Source organism: Acinetobacter sp. NIPH 1852 (genome assembly GCF_022549455.1).
Lineage (GTDB): Bacteria > Pseudomonadota > Gammaproteobacteria > Pseudomonadales > Moraxellaceae > Acinetobacter.
On the sequence record NZ_JAKZGG010000003.1, the window covers coordinates 186,325 to 203,243 of the forward strand.

At 39.9% G+C, this 16,919-nt stretch carries 16 protein-coding genes and 1 other RNA gene; 10 read left to right on the top strand and 7 right to left on the bottom strand.

Annotated elements, in window-relative coordinates; genetic code table 11:
• A complete protein-coding gene (locus tag MMO38_RS04075; RefSeq protein ID WP_241322649.1) occupies nt 1-807 on the bottom strand; it encodes a YbgF trimerization domain-containing protein in 807 nt (268 codons plus the stop codon).
• A gap of 323 nt (nt 808-1,130) precedes the next feature.
• On the opposite strand from MMO38_RS04075, the gene ffs reads away from it, so the two are divergent.
• Nucleotides 1,131-1,227, top strand: an RNA gene (gene ffs, locus MMO38_RS04080) — signal recognition particle sRNA small type.
• Between the two features lie 24 nt (nt 1,228-1,251).
• Here the strand turns inward: ffs and MMO38_RS04085 are convergent.
• From MMO38_RS04085 to MMO38_RS04100, 4 genes are all read right to left on the bottom strand, one after another.
• Nucleotides 1,252-1,734, bottom strand: a complete 483-nt coding sequence (locus MMO38_RS04085) for a regulatory protein RecX (protein ID WP_241322650.1) — start codon at nt 1,732-1,734, stop codon at nt 1,252-1,254.
• 42 nt (nt 1,735-1,776) lie between these two features.
• Entirely contained in the window at nt 1,777-2,820 is a 1,044-nt protein-coding gene (gene recA / locus MMO38_RS04090) for a recombinase RecA (protein ID WP_005197335.1), read from the bottom strand.
• 160 nt (nt 2,821-2,980) lie between these two features.
• A complete protein-coding gene (locus tag MMO38_RS04095) occupies nt 2,981-3,409 on the bottom strand; it encodes a S4 domain-containing protein (protein ID WP_241322651.1) in 429 nt (142 codons plus the stop codon).
• On the bottom strand, nt 3,393-4,091 hold the full coding sequence (locus MMO38_RS04100) for an HAD-IA family hydrolase (protein WP_241322652.1): 699 nt from the start codon (nt 4,089-4,091) through the stop codon (nt 3,393-3,395). Before MMO38_RS04100 ends, MMO38_RS04095 begins: the two co-directional genes overlap by 17 nt.
• An 11-nt stretch (nt 4,092-4,102) precedes the next feature.
• Between MMO38_RS04100 and MMO38_RS04105 the strand changes: the two genes are divergently transcribed.
• The 4 genes from MMO38_RS04105 to MMO38_RS04120 all read left to right on the top strand — a co-directional run bounded on the left by MMO38_RS04105 (nt 4,103) and on the right by MMO38_RS04120 (nt 10,094).
• Nucleotides 4,103-4,960, top strand: coding sequence for a 3'(2'),5'-bisphosphate nucleotidase CysQ (locus MMO38_RS04105; protein ID WP_241322653.1), 858 nt, complete (start codon nt 4,103-4,105; stop codon nt 4,958-4,960).
• 53 nt (nt 4,961-5,013) lie between these two features.
• Complete coding sequence (locus MMO38_RS04110; RefSeq protein WP_241322654.1) at nt 5,014-5,745, top strand: phosphoglycerate mutase family protein; 732 nt, start codon at nt 5,014-5,016, stop codon at nt 5,743-5,745.
• Nucleotides 5,746-5,928: 183 nt separating this feature from the next.
• Complete coding sequence (locus MMO38_RS04115) at nt 5,929-8,613, top strand: M66 family metalloprotease (protein ID WP_241322655.1); 2,685 nt, start codon at nt 5,929-5,931, stop codon at nt 8,611-8,613.
• Between the two features lie 209 nt (nt 8,614-8,822).
• Nucleotides 8,823-10,094 (top strand): hypothetical protein, encoded by a 1,272-nt coding sequence (locus tag MMO38_RS04120; protein WP_241322656.1) that lies wholly within the window; start codon nt 8,823-8,825, stop codon nt 10,092-10,094.
• Between the two features lie 45 nt (nt 10,095-10,139).
• On the opposite strand, the gene rpsT is transcribed toward MMO38_RS04120, so the two are convergent.
• Nucleotides 10,140-10,406 carry a 30S ribosomal protein S20 gene (rpsT, locus tag MMO38_RS04125; protein ID WP_004671564.1) on the bottom strand — a complete coding sequence of 89 codons (267 nt, stop codon included), beginning with the start codon at nt 10,404-10,406 and terminating at the stop codon, nt 10,140-10,142.
• 210 nt (nt 10,407-10,616) lie between these two features.
• Between rpsT and MMO38_RS04130 the strand changes: the two genes are divergently transcribed.
• From MMO38_RS04130 to MMO38_RS04140, 3 genes are read left to right on the top strand one after another with little or no spacing between them, the layout of a single operon-like run.
• Nucleotides 10,617-11,282 (top strand): NAD(P)H-binding protein, encoded by a 666-nt coding sequence (locus MMO38_RS04130; RefSeq protein ID WP_241322657.1) that lies wholly within the window; start codon nt 10,617-10,619, stop codon nt 11,280-11,282.
• 12 nt (nt 11,283-11,294) lie between these two features.
• Nucleotides 11,295-11,807 (top strand): ribonuclease E activity regulator RraA, encoded by a 513-nt coding sequence (rraA, locus tag MMO38_RS04135; protein ID WP_005197327.1) that lies wholly within the window; start codon nt 11,295-11,297, stop codon nt 11,805-11,807.
• A gap of 12 nt (nt 11,808-11,819) precedes the next feature.
• On the top strand, nt 11,820-12,608 hold the full coding sequence (locus MMO38_RS04140; protein ID WP_241322658.1) for a glutathione S-transferase N-terminal domain-containing protein: 789 nt from the start codon (nt 11,820-11,822) through the stop codon (nt 12,606-12,608).
• Nucleotides 12,609-12,706: 98 nt separating this feature from the next.
• Here MMO38_RS04140 and MMO38_RS04145 read toward each other — a convergent pair whose 3' ends face one another.
• Nucleotides 12,707-14,236, bottom strand: a complete 1,530-nt coding sequence (locus tag MMO38_RS04145; RefSeq protein WP_241322659.1) for an acetyl-CoA C-acetyltransferase — start codon at nt 14,234-14,236, stop codon at nt 12,707-12,709.
• 224 nt (nt 14,237-14,460) lie between these two features.
• On the opposite strand from MMO38_RS04145, the gene MMO38_RS04150 reads away from it, so the two are divergent.
• Together MMO38_RS04150 and MMO38_RS04155 are read left to right on the top strand one after the other, a co-directional pair.
• Nucleotides 14,461-15,852, top strand: coding sequence for a 3-oxoacyl-ACP reductase (locus MMO38_RS04150; RefSeq protein ID WP_004671554.1), 1,392 nt, complete (start codon nt 14,461-14,463; stop codon nt 15,850-15,852).
• Between the two features lie 143 nt (nt 15,853-15,995).
• Nucleotides 15,996-16,850 carry a MaoC/PaaZ C-terminal domain-containing protein gene (locus MMO38_RS04155; protein ID WP_241322660.1) on the top strand — a complete coding sequence of 285 codons (855 nt, stop codon included), beginning with the start codon at nt 15,996-15,998 and terminating at the stop codon, nt 16,848-16,850.
• Nucleotides 16,851-16,919: the final 69 nt, after the last annotated feature.

Genomic DNA, 16,919 nt, shown 5'->3' on the forward strand with positions numbered 1-16,919 from the left:
TTATTTCTTTTGGATAAATTTAGCTTCTTCTGATTGCGGGTATTGAGCCAACAACTTGGTTTTGTATTGATTGGCTTGTGCTGTATTTTTATCCACTTCATTTGCGATGCTATACAGTTGATATAGTGCGCGAGACGCTCTAGCAGAGTTTGGATAATTATTTACGACGGTATTATAGTTTTGTTTGGCAGCAGTATAGTTGGCTGGAGTAATCGCGAGATAAAACTCTGCCAGCCAAAAATATGCATTCCCAATATAAATTCCGTTGGGATGGTTTTTAATGAAATTTTGCATCGGCTGAATGGCTTGTTTCGCGCCACCTTGTTTGTATGCATCTAGTGCCACCGTATACGCGGCTTTTTCTAACTCTAGTTGATTGTTTGCATTGATATTGGCTGCTGCTGCACTTGGTTGAGGCTGCGCTTCAACAGGTGTGCTTGCAGTAACGGTATTTGAAACGGGTTGCGAAGCATCAATCGGTTCGTCTGCATGTTCCTCAGGAGGATCAATCTTCTGAGATAGTAATTCTAAACGTTGATCTAAATCAGTATAGCGATTTGTGAGTTCTTTTTTGAGTTGCTCAATGGCATTGTCATGCTCTTCGAGTTGACCGCGCAACTTACGAACTTCTTCTTCGAGTCTTTGATTCTTCTGGATGAGATCCCAGTTTAAGTTTGAACCTACGTTTGCGGTATTGCCAGTATTGGCAGACTGTTGGCTTAATGCTCGAGATTCAATTGGGACATTGGCATATAAATGTGCACTGCTGAGTAAGGCAACAAAAAGTACAGAATGCTTCTTTAGCATGAAAATTTATCCATTAAGTTGAAAAATAAAGCTGTGAGCGAACAAGTCTTCATTCTTTACATGTAACACAGCGAATATAGGTTCTGATTAAGTCATTAAAACAGCAACTCGTTTAAATGCAATAAGCATTTACAATCTTCAAGCACTTTTGCTAGGAATCGGCTTATTATTGTTCAATGTTTATACATCTTTTGAAAATGGATGATTAACACGATGGTAATTGATGAGGAATTAGACGGTTGAGCTAAAAACTCACTGAAAAACAGAGACAAGTCTTGCAACTCAAATAAAAATCTCTATACTTTGTCTTGCAATGGTAGCCCTGCTGGTAGCTTCGCAATTGTACTCTACGAACCCCGCCAGGACCGGAAGGTAGCAACGGTAGTAGAATTATGATGTGCCGAAGTCATGCTGGTAGGGTTGCCACCATTTTTTTATTTCTACTTATTCTTCATCGCTCGTTCGAGCAATCGCTTTTAGAATCACATCAATATCAAAACCTCGATACTGTAAAAAACGAATCTGCTTTGCCTTGATTTTTGGATCCTTGGTAATTTCTTGTCCAAATTTTTTGATCTTTAGTTGATACGCTTGCTCAAGCCAATTAACTTCATTTAATTCATCTGTAATCAGTTCAGCATCGAGTTGTTTGCTTTTTAGCGCCTGTTTAATGCGCTGTAAACCTTTTCCTTTTCGAATTTGGCTTGCAAGTGTGAGTTCGGCTACACGTTGATCACTCTGATAGTTTTGCTGCGCTAATTCTGCAACTAAAGCATTCACTTCTGCTGGGTTAGCTGCATATCGGTTGAGACGCTCAATGAGCTCAGCCTGTGAATAATCACGGCGAGTCAATAGAGCAAAAGCATAGGAGCGGAGTCTTTGTCCTGTGAGTGTTTTAGGCTTCTCTGACTTATGGGTGTTAAACATTCTTTCCCTCTGAAATAAAAACGCCCCGAAGGGCGTTTTGGCTTAGCTTTCTAACAAATCCGGTTCTTTTTCATCTTCAGTTTGCACTGTTTCTTTATTTTTGGTTAAAAGCAGTTCACGAATAAGCTTCTCGATCTCTTGAGCGATAAGCGGATTCTCTTCAAAATGACGAATCACGTTGTTTTTACCTTGGCCGATCTTGTTGCCCTTGTATGAATACCATGCACCTGCTTTTTGGACAATTTCTTGTTGAACCGCTAGATCAACAAGTTCACCCAATTGGTTGGTGCCTTTGCCATACATGATCTGGAAAACAGCTTCTCTAAAAGGCGGCGCCATTTTGTTTTTAACAACTTTAACTCTTGTTTCATTACCCGTAATTTCATCACCTTCTTTGACTGCACCGATACGACGAATGTCTAAGCGAATAGACGCATAGAATTTAAGCGCATTACCACCTGTTGTGGTTTCAGGGCTACCAAACATTACACCAATCTTCATACGAATTTGGTTAATGAAGATCACCATGCAGTTCGAGCGTTTTGCATTACCTGTGATTTTACGTAAAGCCTGACTCATCAAACGCGCTTGTAAGCCCATGTGAGAGTCGCCCATTTCACCTTCAATTTCTGCTTTTGGAGTAAGGGCAGCAACCGAGTCGACAACGATCATGTCAATCGCACCCGAGCGAACGAGCATGTCTGCGATTTCTAAGGCTTGTTCGCCATTGTCTGGTTGAGAAACCAGTAGGTTATCAATATCTACACCGAGTTTACGTGCATATTCAGGATCTAGAGCATGCTCAGCATCGATAAATGCACAGGTACCGCCAGTTTTTTGACATTGTGCAATGGCTTGCAATGTCATGGTGGTTTTACCAGATGATTCTGGGCCGTAAATTTCGATGATACGACCTTTAGGTAATCCACCAATCCCTAATGCGATATCTAGCGTTAGAGAACCTGTAGAAACAGCTTCAACTGCTAGTACCGTATTATCGCCTAAGCGCATTACTGTATTTTTGCCAAACTGTTTCTCAATTTGGCTCAATGCAGCTTGTAGCGCTTTGCTTTTATTATCATCCATCTCAAAACCTCAAAACTTTATCTTCTTAACGACTAACCCAAGTGGATGTATTGAATCTCAACTTGTTGGGACTTGAGTATAGTGGCAGATTCTAGTGGTTTATTCTACATCGTATCTGTGTCTATGCGACACGAGATGACGCACCTATAATTCGGAAATTTTACTCGTCAGGGAATGTCCATGATTGCGTATTTTCCTGTTTAAAACGATTGATATCTCGACGATCTTTTTTACTCGGTCGATGATCTGGTCGGGCTAGATTATGCAATTTTCGCTGTGAGGCTTGCAACTCTCGTTTTTCGATACTTTCAGTGGTTTCTTCATAAAGTTGCTGTGCCATTGGCGCGCCACCGCGTACAGCTGAAAGGGCTTTGACTAGTACAGTTTTCTTCTCAAAACCTTGTTGAATGGTGAGTTGCATCCCAACACGCACATCTCTTGATACTTTGACGCGCTCATTGTTGTGATGTATTTTTCCGCCTTCTATGGCAGCTTTAGCGATTGAGCGAGTTTTAAAGAAACGTGCAGCCCAAAGCCATTTATCAATCCGCATGGCATCCATGCTTGTTGGTTCATGCTGTTTTGGCATCTATTACCTGTGCGTTTTCAAGATAATCAAAGAGTTCAGTTAAATGGTCAAGGGCAGGATATGGTAGCTCAGTTGCGACTCTTGCAGCTTTACTACTAGAGGGTTGTAAGATACTAAATAACTGGGTGATACCAAAATTTTCTGCACCTTTAAGCACTGCAGCGGTATCATCTATAAATACCGCACGAGCAGGATCAAAAGGGTGAAGTTGTTGAAGCTTCTGCCAAAATTCTACATCTTCTTTGGCGTAGCCTAACTCCTCGCTACTGATCATTAATTCAAAGTAAGGGCTAAGTTCAACATTTTCAAGTTTAAGCTGTAATCCAGCCCGATCAGCATTGGTCAATAACCAGCAACGATAACCTTGCGCAGTCAGCTTTTCGAGAAGTTGATGGCAACCAATACGCGCTTGGATTTTATCTCGATGCTCATATTGTAGTTGCAATACATCAACACCGACTTTAGCCGTCCAATATGCCGAAGAATACCAAGATAGTGTATGCTTATGTTGTTGGTAGAATTGAAATAGTGTCTGTTGACTTTGCTCAATGCTGCATTGATGGACTTGAGCGTGGCGCTCAGGCAAACAATGATTCCAGATAAAATCATCAAAAGCTAAATCAAGTAATGTGCCATCCATATCAAACATGATCGTTGGCTGCTGTAAATCTGAATATGACATAAGGTTGATCTATGTTTATTAAAACGCTTGCCCCACAAGATCACATCATCTTGCAACTTGTTCCAATTATGGCGCAGGCCAGTCAAATATTACTGGAAGAATATCAAAATTATTGTGCGGGTGGTGAGTTTAATATTCAGGAAAAAAGTGATGATTCTCCTGTGACACAGGCAGATTTGAAAGTAAATCACTTTATATTGAAGCGTTTAGCTGAAATTAGCCCTGATTTACCTGTTTTATCAGAAGAAAGTGATTATTCAGCACGACAAGCATGGCCACGTTGTTGGATGCTTGACCCATTAGATGGTACCAAAGAGTTTATTCATGAACGTGATGAATTTACCATTAATCTCAGTTTGATTGAAAATCATCAGACCACATTTGCGATCATCGCTGTGCCATGTGAGCAAGTGATGTACATTGGTTATCATTCACAACTTCCATATAAATACAGTTTTAGCCGCCAAGAATGGTTTCAATATCAAATTGAAAAACATGATAATACAGCACCGATTCAGGTAGGGCTGAGCCACAATAGTAAAAACCCCAAATATAAAAATTTTATTGAACCGATTTTGCAGCAGCATGAAGTGATTCGTCGTGAAGCGGGGAGTGCATATAAGTTTTGTATGATGCTAGAGGGAGAAATTGATATTTATCCGCGCTTTCATCCAACTTCTGAATGGGATACCAGTTCGGGGCAAGCCTTCTTAGAAAGTATTGGTGGTGGATTAATGACCTTGGCTGGAAAGCCATTTTTATATAATCAGCGTGAAACGGTATTGAATGGCGGTTTTATCGCATTTAGGGATCAGGATTGCAAAATGATTGCTTATGATGCTTTGAGTCATTCGGGCATTTTAGATTGAGAGTTATTTAGCTCATGCTATAGTGGAATAGATTTCACTTTTTGATGTTAAATATGGCCCTGCATTTATTGCCGAAAAGTATGTTTGAAGCAATTGATCTGCTCCCCAATGCTTCAACACCTGTGACTTTGTTTACTCGCCATTCTTTGCGTGAATTGCTGAGTGGACAAGGTTTGGCAGGATATGATCTGCAGTTGACTGAATCTGGACGTGATTTGGCTTATGCATGGGGAGAGTATTTAATTCAAAATACAGATCGCGTCATCCAACATTGTATTTCTAGTCCGATTCAACGTTGTGTTGATACAGCCGCTTTAATGATTGAAGGTGCCGATGGAGTACATAAAGCAATAAATACCCATACCATTGAAATCGTAGAACAACGTTTGCTGGTAGAGCCCGGAAGTTTTGTTTTGGATATCCAACAAGCCGCGCCATATTTTCGTAAACAAGGCGCATTGGGCTTTATTAATAGTTTTGTCAATAATGCCTTGCCAGGAATGAAACATCCAATAACGGGCGTGTTTGATGTACTGGAGCTGCTATATCACACACATCCAACCCATCATAACGGTTTAAGCTTGGCAGTCAGCCATGACACCATCCTTGCGGCTATCATTGCTGTCATTTCAGGTAATAATCAAATTGAACAAACCGACTGGCCTGAGATGATGGAGGGCTTATTTGTGTGGTTTGAGGGTGAGGACTTTGCGAGCAGCAAATTGAAATGGATTTGGCGAGGTAAGCAACAAGAGTTGATCATTGAGCATTTTCAAAATAAATAAAATCTATATTGGTTGATCAGGCATCATTCGTATAGAAGTTTTTATCTCTTTTAAATTTAAAAATTAATTAACAGCGATAAAATTAAGCTGATATTATAAATAAATATATGATTTTATTGAATTAACTATTTCACAAAATTTATCACTAACGATAATTCATTGTATTTTAATTTGGGGAATGTGATGCAATTGCGACTTAAGTATTTAACAGCTTGTCTACTTCCAGTTATGTTGCTGGCTTGTGGTGGTGGAAGTGGGGAAACAAAAAGTGCAGCTGGGGATGATAAAAGTACGATTCCTTCTGTATTGGATAAATATCCAGAATCGAATCGGGATATGATTGATGAGACCACTTTGGGTTTTTATGATTATGACAAATTGGGTCAAACTCGAACTTTACGAAACGATTTAAATGGCAGTTTTGCAGCGATGGTTCAGTTTGCACAAAACCATGTAGTCAATCCAAATAACAATGAAAAAGACTATATGCCACGGCTGACCAGTGAAAAGGAGGCTTTGTTGCTGGTATCCCCATTAGTAGAAATGGGGGAAATTCAGGCTTTAGACGCCGAAATTTATTATGAAAATAAACTTTTAAGAACGATTCGTTTAACCGAACCTTCGCAAATTGCTGCATCGGATCAATCCAATTCTGATGGACGCCCAGCAGTGAGTTATTCAAAACGTGCATGGACTGCTGCTTTAAAGTGGGATGAGATTCGGGCAGGTTTAAGTATCAAAGTCATAGATCCATTCAATCAGCGAAATGGTGATCTACGTGCAGAAGATCTTGATTTCGCAGCACCTGCTGAGCTAGTTGTACAAAATATTCGTTTGGGTCTGCTAACTGATCCGCCGAAATCAAATGGTCATTATATGTTGTTAGCATCTGAGAAAGCTGGAACGGACTATTTCCAAACCATTCCAGCTGCTCGCATGATTGTAACGAAGTACGATGACCTTAAACTTGATAAAGTCATGGTTGCAAGTGGTGTTATTTACGATACTGCCAGTGCTACTCAGGGTGATGTCTATAGTGGTGATATGCGTGAGAACACAGCTAAATCAACCTTCGGTGTAGGTATTAACTTAGCGAACTGGGGCGTGACCAGTGCATCGATGGCAAGTCAAGAACAACCACAACTTACTCAAAGCGTGATCGCGCATTATGCGCGCGGAAAATATAGCAATGGCGATGTCACACATGGTTTAAGTGGTGGTAATGGCATGCTGACGCTAATTGATTCTGTGGGCAATGAGTTTAGCCATGAAATTGGTCATCATTTTGGATTAGGGCATTATCCAGGTTCGGTTGGTGAGAATATGTTTTGGGCAGCCCATCATGCCGATAGTGGTTGGGGGTATATTGCCTTTAGAAATAAGATGCGTAGTAATTTAAATTGGACCACGACAAATCTTGGCGATGGTAATAATGGTGTACCCAATTTTTTGAATAAATATGCTTATGGCTGGGATGCTATGTCTGGCGGGGCAACGACCAGTAGTATTTCTAAATATACACATTATACGGGCTATAGCACTTATTCAAAAATTCAACCTGCACTTGATCGTTATGTTTGGGATGTGAACTCTCCAACGGGTTATAAAAAATGGAATTCAGCCACTCGAATCATGGAGGTTATTCAACCTAAAACACCACGTTCATCAAATGTTTGGTACAACAGGGCTGATGGAAACTATTTAAAGCCACGATTATTTGGGGTACCTGTTTATACGATTTTGGGCGGGTATGATCCAGATAATCAGATTGGATTGATTTATCCTGCGGCAAAAGGCAACTGGGGTAATGTATTTGATTTGCCACAGGTTGATCCAAGTAATGTGACAGCGAATTGTTGGCTCAATATTCAGTTCGCAAAAGGGAGTCAAAATATTGCTCTAGCGCCGCAACGGGTAAATGCAAATAGTCATGCAAATAAATTCCATATCAACCTTGCACAAAGTGATGCTCCACAGAAAGTAAATTTATATTGTAAAAAAGACAATCAAGCAGCCACTTTGCTGTCAACAATGATTGTGCCGATGAACGATATAACGACTGTAGCGCCTTATGTTGAAATAGGTAAAGCAAAGGGCTATTCCGCTTTAAGAGCAATTGAATTGCCACAATTTGAGCAGGCGCTACTCGAAAATAAAGGGAAAGCTGTGGTGAGCTTATCTCCAGAGTCAAAGTTACTTTTTGATTCGTATCATCCATTTAAAGATCAACTTTCAGTTGCTGCTCAAAATGAAATGTCTCGATATATTCAACAACAGACAACTTTGAATCGGTTAAATCGCTGGATGAGTCTTTATCACGAAGAACTAAGCAATCTCGATGCTGACGCAGTGAGTGCCTTTCATTTATTTGTTGAAAAGCTTGGATTAAAAAGTGACTTTAATCTGAATTCGGCTGTGACTTTGATGAACCGAACGCATTGTCTAAAAGCGGAACAATTAGAAAATGGCAAGTTAAATGTATTTATCAGTGCTGCAAGCGGCTGTATTGGGGATGATGCTGAACAGTGGATATATGATGCTCTAGGCAAAATTCACAATAAAAAATATGTGGACCAATGTTTAACAACGACAGCAGGCAATGTAATCAATCTCATGTCATGTGGTCGTGATCTGAGCACTCAGGTTTGGTCGATGGACTTATCATCCCAAACAATTAAGCAAGCTAATCAATGTTTTGATTTGGAGGGTGGCAATCTAATAAATCAACGTGCACGGTTAATTCGTTATGCTTGTACGGGTGGAGCAAATCAAAAGTGGACTATTCCTGCTGTTAACCATAGTTTAATGCTCACGGGGCTTTCAGCGAAAAACTTAGCGCTAGTAACCTCATTATCGGTCAGTCCTTGATACCTTTGGGGATTGTTCGGGTAGTAGTCGTTTGATATATGGCTCTTTATAAATATTACGATTGCTTTTGGTGATAAAGCGAAGATTAGACCTATTGAAATTTCAATAGGTCTTGCTTATAAAAATAAAGAATTTGCTTTTAAAAATCATTTTTATTCGTCATTATATGAAAATAAAAAGAGAAATTAGACACATAACTGGATAAAAATATGTCATTAAACACGATTTATTTGTGGGAGCCTGAAATTTTCACAGGTAAAGTTCCCTCAGAAGATAACTCACATCAAGTGGCATTTGAATTACATCAACAATATAGCCATATTCCTAGTCATGGCAAAACACTACGGGCATGGCTTTCACTGTTCGCGGATAAAATTTGTGACCCACAAAATCAATCTTTTTTTCCTGAACAAACCCAGCAATGGATTCAGAGCATTAAAGAAGAATTCTCACAAAATATCTGCGCCATTATTCAATTAAAAGCGTTAGCTCAAGATGCACAGAATGATGCAGTGTACCGCGTGTTTTATGAGGCGGTACGTGAAACTGGGGTTGGCTTTTATGAGCCAAATTATAATGTGTGGGCAATTGGTGAATTGCAATCGCCAGAAAATGCAGTTGAACAAATGCTGCAACCTTATCTACTAGAACCATTAGAGGTTCAACAAACAAAGCAGCTCGATGCTCAACCTATATTGGCTTGGGAAGATGGACATTTTCAAGCACCGAAAACGATGCCAGAGGCTGAACAACTCATTACCCATTGGTTTGAGCAGCAAGCCTATACCAAGGACTTGCAACTTGATGTTTTTAATATTGCACATGACTTTATTGCTAATTGGGGAAACTTAGGACGTCCTGAATTGGCTTTAGATACGGGCTATCGCTGTTTCCTGCTAACGCAAAAGCAAGCTGGTGTTTTTTATCAGTTAAAAATGGTGCTAAGAAAACTAACAGTGAGTCCAATGCTATCCTTTGCAATGGATTTTACCGACTATTTTATTCCTCAACACTTACAGGAACAGTTACCTGAGCGTTTAATTTTCCGTTTACGTTCTATGGATATTTATCAGTGTTTAACGTCGGGTGAGCGTGCTGATGTGTGTTTTAGCTTGATTGGGCGATGGGATAGTGAAGCCGATATTCAGGATTTTTTTAGAAATCTAAATGCGTATATCAATTTTATCTTTTTTCATTTGGGGCAAGGACGACTGCAAGCTCTACAGGCTTGGGCTTATGGCGATATGCCGCCAGATATAAAGATTGATTTGGATTTTCGCTTTGAGCTGATGATGATTGCTTTGAGTCAAGATACAGTGCAATTAGAGCGGTGCTATCAGAACCATAAAGTATTACTTACACAGAATAAAGCGCGTGCGCATGATTTGGGCTTATTGGAAGAAAGTTATAAGTTCAGTCAAAAGCTGATGAAAATAGTAAAAGATGAGGGTACGGGGCTACAGCCTTATATCAAAAATTAAAGACAATAAAAAAGCCCGAAAACGGGCTTTTTTACTTGCATCAAATTAGTTAGCCAAAGCTTTAACTTGTGCGTTTAAGCGGCTCTTATGACGAGCTGCTTTATTTTTGTGGATGATGCCTTTGTCAGCCATACGGTCGATTACTGGAACAGCTGTTTTGTAAGCTTCTGAAGCAACTGTATAGTCACCAGCAGCGATCGCATTTACTGTACGCTTGATGTAAGTACGAACCATAGAACGCAAGCTTGCGTTGTGTTTGCGTGCTTTAACGTTTTGACGAGCACGTTTTTTAGCTTGAGCAGAGTTTGCCACTCGTGCACTCCTTAAAAATAAGTTGGTCTGGGCGGGCTGAAGTTAAAACCAAATAATTGGCAACATTCACCAGCCCGTAAACAAGTGGCATATTTTGAGGAAACTACGCCCCGAAGTCAAGCCTTGTAATGTTTTTAAGTGCATTTAACAGATGATAATCGCACAAGAAAACGTTACATTAATCTAAATGATGAATTGGAAGAACTATAAATGAGCATCGGTGATAAAAAAGCAATCGTAATTGGTGCAACTGGTTTGGTAGGTCAGGCCTTGGTCAATGAGTTACAGCAGTCTGATGAATTTCATTCTGTCACTGTGGTTGTACGTAAAAAATCAGATATATTAGACGCTTATCCTAAAGTTACGCAGCTTGTTGTAGAAGATTTACTTTTACTCAATGATGAGGATGTCAATGCTTATACCCATGCGTTCAGTTGTCTGGGAAGTACGATCAAACAAGCGGGATCAAAACAAGCATTTTATGCAATAGACTACGAAATTAACGCTCATTTTGCTGATTTAATTCAGGATAAAAATATTCATTTTTTAATTGTGAGTGCCTTAGGAGCGAATGCTAATTCACCAGTTTTCTATAATAAAGTTAAAGGTGAGCTAGAAGATTACTTAAAAAGCTTATCTATTTATAAGCTATCTATTTTCCAACCTTCGCTTTTAATTGGTAAACGCAGTGAGATGCGTTTTGTAGAAGATATGGCACAAACCTTATTTAAATTGGTTGAAAAAAAATGGACGAAACCGTTTAAATTTAAGCCTGTAACCGCTGAGCAACTGGCGCATACTATGCTTGTTTCAGCTTTGACCCAAACTGCGGCTTTTAAGCTGTACGATAATTTGAGTATACAACAAACCCAATAATGGAGAACTTCAGTGACAACAGCAGCTTTTGTAACGTGTGATTTGTTAGATGATAATCCTGAAAAAGACTTACAAGTAGTAACGCCATCGATGGATGGTAAGTTTTTTAAAAGTTATGGTGCACGTAAGACTTTTGGTGGGCAAATCGTAACGGTGAAGTGTTTTGAGGATAATTCACGAGTAAAAGAGCTTTTAGCAACAGAGGGTACTGGAAAAGTATTGGTTGTTGATGGTGGTGCTTCGATGCGTTGCGCATTGATGGGTGACTTGATCGCTGAATCTGCTGTAAAGAACCACTGGAATGGTGTGGTGATATACGGTTGTGTACGCGATGTGGATGCAATAGCAGAGCTTGATTTAGGTGTGCATGCATTGGCTGCAATTCCGCAAAAAAGTAACCGTAAGGGCATAGGTGAAGTTGATATTGCACTGTATTTTGGTGGTGTGACGATCAATTCTGGTGATTATATCTATGCGGATAATAATGGAATCGTGATCGCAAAAGAAAAACTGACCGACTGCTAAAAGGATCGCGCTATGCTTAAAATGGTGAATCATCAATTTAAGGTTTTACAATCTGTACTCGCAACGCTGATAGAGGGTGGACGTGGAGTATCAGGAACTCCATTTCCGAACCAACCAACAAATTCTATTAAGCTATATGAGTTCGAAGGTTCACCATTTTGCCGTCGTGTCCGTGAAGTTATTACCTTATTGAATTTAGATGTGGAAATTTATCCATGTCCTAAAGGTGGTCAAAAATATCGTAAGATCGTAAAAGAAAAGGGTGGAAAAAGACAGTTTCCATTTTTGATTGATGAGAATACTGGTGATCAGCTTTATGAATCACAAGAAATTATTCATCATCTTTTTAAGCATTATGGAAAAACAGGGCAGACGCCGAAGAAATTTAGTCATTATCCTAAGCTTCCTTATGTGTCGACTCTAGCGACTGTTGCCAATGCAGCACGTGGTGTTTGGATTAATAAACAGATTATTGATCGTCCTGAACCTGAGCAATTATTGGAGTTGTGGAGCTTTGAGGCGAGTCCATATACACGTTTGGTTCGAGAAGTTTTAACTGAATTAGAGCTGCCTTATATTTTGCGTAATGTGCCCAAAGAGCGTTGGCAAGATATGGGACCAGCGATATTACGTTTAAAACCGGGGCAATATATTCCATTGCCAAATGGTAAGCGTGAAAAAGCCGTTGAAGTGATGGGGCGGGATATTCAAGTACCTTATTTGGTCGATCCAAATACAGGCGTGAAAATGTTTGAATCAGCCAAGATTGTTGAATATCTGAAAAAGCAGTACGGAAAATAAAATAAATGATTGAAAGGCATCTTTTAGAAGATGCCTTTTTTATTGATGTATAAAAAAAGCTGAATCAAATGATTCAGCTTTTTTGAACAGCTTAGAAATTATTTTTCAATAATTGCGGTTACACCTTGACCACCAGCAGCACAGATCGAAACGAGTACACGACCTGAACCCTTTTGATTCAATAATTTAGCAGCAGTTGCGATGATGCGACCGCCAGTTGCAGCAAATGGGTGACCAGCCGCTAAAGAAGAACCTTTAACGTTAAGTTTGCTCATGTCAATTGAACCCAAAGGTGCGTCTAAACCTAAACGCTCTTTGCAGAATTTCTCATCTTCCCAAGCCTTCAAAGTAGAAAGAACTTGTGATGCAAAAGCTTCGTGGATTTCATAGTAGTCGAAATCTTGAAGTTTAAGACCAGCACGCTCAAGCATACGTGGAACGGCATAAGCAGGAGCCATCAACAAGCCTTCTTTCTTACCTACGAAATCTACCGCAGCAGTTTCAGAGAAAGTTAAGTAAGCAAGGACTTCGTGACCATTCGCTTTAGCCCACTCTTCAGAAGCTAAAAGAACACAAGAAGCACCATCAGTAAGTGGAGTAGAGTTACCTGCTGTCATCGTCGCAGCTTCGCCCTTTCCAAATACTGGTTTTAATTTAGCTAATTTCTCAGCAGTAGAGTCAGCACGTAAATTGTTATCACGGCTTAAACCCATAAATGGTGTGATTAAGTCATCGAAGAAACCTTCTTCATATGCTTTTGCCATTTTTTGGTGAGAAGAAGCAGCAAGTTCGTCTTGTGCTTCACGTGCAATATTCCATTCTAATGCTGTGATTGCAGCATGATCACCCATTGCAAGACCAGTACGTGGCTCACCATTTTTAGGTGCATCCATCAAATCTTTTAGATTGATTTTAGAGAGTGCTTTTAAACGATCTTTACCTGTTTTAGCGATGTTCAGCTCAAGTAAAGCTTTACGTAAACCATCACCGAAAGCGATAGGCGCATCAGAAGTTGTATCTACACCACCTGCGATACCGACTTCGATTTGACCTAGCGCAATTTTGTTTGCAACAAGGAATGCAGCTTGTAAACCAGTACCACATGCTTGTTGAATGTCAAAAGCAGGCGTTTCTGGTGCAAGTTGAGTGTTTAAAACACATTCACGTGTCATATTAAAGTCACGGCTGTGCTTTAATACAGCACCGGCAACCACTTCACCTAAACGCTGACCTTGTAGGTTAAAACGTTCAACTAAACCATTTAATGCAGCCGTTAGCATATCCATATTAGAGGCTTTAAAATAAGCGCCATTTGAGCGAGCAAATGGAATACGATTACCGCCAATAATGGCTACACGACGAACATTGTTTTGGCTCATGGTTTTTTTATCCTGTTGAACAGAAGGTTTGGTTACTTTAGCTGTAGCAGCTTTTGTAGATGTAGCAGATGCAGTGCTTTTGGTACTACGACTAGCTGAACGAACGCGCGTCGTTTTAGTTGCCGTACTTGCTGCTTTAGGAGTCGTGCCAGCACTCTTACTCTTGGTAGGAGTTGCTTTTGATGTATTTGACACAGTCTCTTGAGCAGAATTCTCGACTGCTGGATTTTCTTGAGTTGTTTTGCTCATAAGGCTTTTCCAAGCATAATTGCGATATTCTTGCTATAACAATAGCATATTTACGATATTGCGGTATTGACTAGAATGACGCTTTAGACCACATTCAGGTCAAGACATCGGAACATGAACTCAAGTATGATTTGTTGTGAGTCAATCAGACATTGATTTCATGTTATTTCACTAACATGATGCATGTGTTTGTAACAAATTCATTTGTATGAGAGATAATAACCATGACTGATCAATACCAAGCATTTACGCAATCACCTTTAGGTAAATTTGTCGTAAAAAATCTAGGTTTACCATCACCAGTTTCGTTAGATCGTTTTGAAAGCGCTCAACCAGTTGTGAATGGTGCAGTTTTGCTTGGCGCAGCACCTTCAAGCACAATTTCTGGCGCAATTGCTCAAGTGCTTAGCAATATCCATGCAGATAGCTATGTGGGTAATAATGTTGAATTACAACAAACTGCCGCAAAAGTAGGGTTAAATCTTCGTCCACTTAATGCAGATGATAAAGAATCTAAATTTAAAGCGGTTGTATTTGATGCTTCTGGTATTCAAGATTCTGAACAACTTAAAGAATTGTATAACTTCTTTAATCCAATCGCGCGTCAAATTTCAAGCTCAGGTCGTGTTATTGTCATTGGTACAACACCTGAAACTGCTAAAACAGTAAAACAAGCGATTGCGCAACGTGCGTTAGAAGGTTTCGTCAAATCAGCAGGCAAAGAGTTTAAAAAGGGCATTACTGCTCAAGTGGTTTATGTCGATCAAGGTGCTGAAGCGAATCTTGAATCAACTTTACGTTTCTTAATTTCTCCGCGTTCTGCTTATGTATCTGGTCAAGTGATCCGTGTTTCTAAAGCTGATACTGTTGATTTAGATTGGGCGAAACCATTAGCAGGTAAAACTGCTCTAGTTACAGGTGCAAGCCGTGGTATCGGTGAAGCGATTGCGCATGTGCTTGCACGTGATGGCGCGCACGTGATTTGCTTGGACGTTCCACAACAGCAAGCTGACCTTGAGCGTGTTGCAGGTTCAATTGGTGGTTCAGTTTTGGCGATCGATATTACTGCTGCTGATGCTGGTGAGAAAATCAAAACTGCGGCTGCTAAACAAGGTGGTTTAGACGTTATCGTTCATAACGCAGGTATTACCCGTGACAAAACTTTGGCAAATATGAAGCCAGAGCTTTGGGATCTTGTGATCAACATTAACTTGTCTGCGATCGAGCGTGTTAACGATTACTTACTATCAAATGACGGTTTAAATGCAAATGGCCGTATCGTTTGTGTATCATCAATCAGTGGTATTGCAGGTAACTTGGGTCAAACTAACTATGCTGTTTCTAAAGCAGGTGTGATTGGCTTAGTGAAATTTACTGCGCCAACATTAAAGAACGGCATTACCATCAATGCTGTTGCACCTGGTTTCATTGAAACTCAGATGACGGCTGCGATTCCTTTCGCGATTCGTGAAGCAGGTCGCCGTATGAACTCGATGAACCAAGGTGGTTTACCTGTAGATGTGGCTGAAGCGATTGCTTGGTATGCTTCTACGGGTTCAACAGGTGTGACGGGTAACGTTGTTCGCGTATGTGGTCAAAGCTTATTAGGTGCTTAATCACCAGAGTCTTAAAATCTCCCCTAACCCCTCTTTAAACAAGAGGGGAATTCCTAAAAATTAAAACCTATATAATTTGCGGAAACTCCCTCCTTTATGAAAGGAGGGGTGGGGAGGATTCCTAAAATATAAAAAGGTTTATTATGAATACACGTCATTTTAGTCAATTACCAAAACCTTACTTAGCTTATCCAAAAGTCATTCAAGGTTTAATTTTCAAAAAGCCAAAAGGCGAAAAAGTACTTCCACAAGTCGAATATGTCGTGGATACACTTCAGATTGATGCGAAGCATTTAGAAAGCTACAACGAAATCTGTGGCTCTAAAAATGATGGTTTCGTACCCGCGATTTATTTAGCTGTTTTGTCTCAAAGTTTACAAATGCACATGATGACCAGTGAGGCATTTCCATTTGCGATTTTGGGGTTGGTTCATATCCGCAACCAAATCAAACAGACACGCAAAATTGGTGTAAATGAACAAATTACCTTGTCATGCAAATTCGGTGAACTTCAGCCACATGATAAAGGCTTACAGTTTGATTTTATCACGACAGCTAAAGTCGGTGGTGAAGTGGTAATGGAAAGCTTAACCACTTACTTATCTCGCCAAAAAACTGAGAAAAAAGCGGCTGAGAAAGCCAAAGAGACTCAAGCACCTGCTTATCAAGTTCAAGCAGAATGGGACATCTCAGAAAATACAGGTCGCCGTTATGCGAAGATTTCAGGAGATTTTAACCTGATTCATATTCATGCGATCACTGCGAAAGCGTTTGGTTTTAAACAAGCAATTGCACACGGGATGTGGAGTAAGGCAAAGGCATTAGCGAGCATGGAACTTCCAGTTGCTTATGAAGCTGACGTTTGGTTCAAATTACCAATGTATTTGCCTTCAAAAGTTGAATTTTTAACTGCTACTGAAGCCAAGCAAACTGACTTTTTGATTCGTAATGTGAAATCTAAAAAGCCTCATGTTGCAGGTACTGTGAAAGCGCTTTAATACGAAATAGCATGCTAAATTATCCCTTTTGTTCGCAAGAGGGATATTCTAAAAACATAAATATTATAA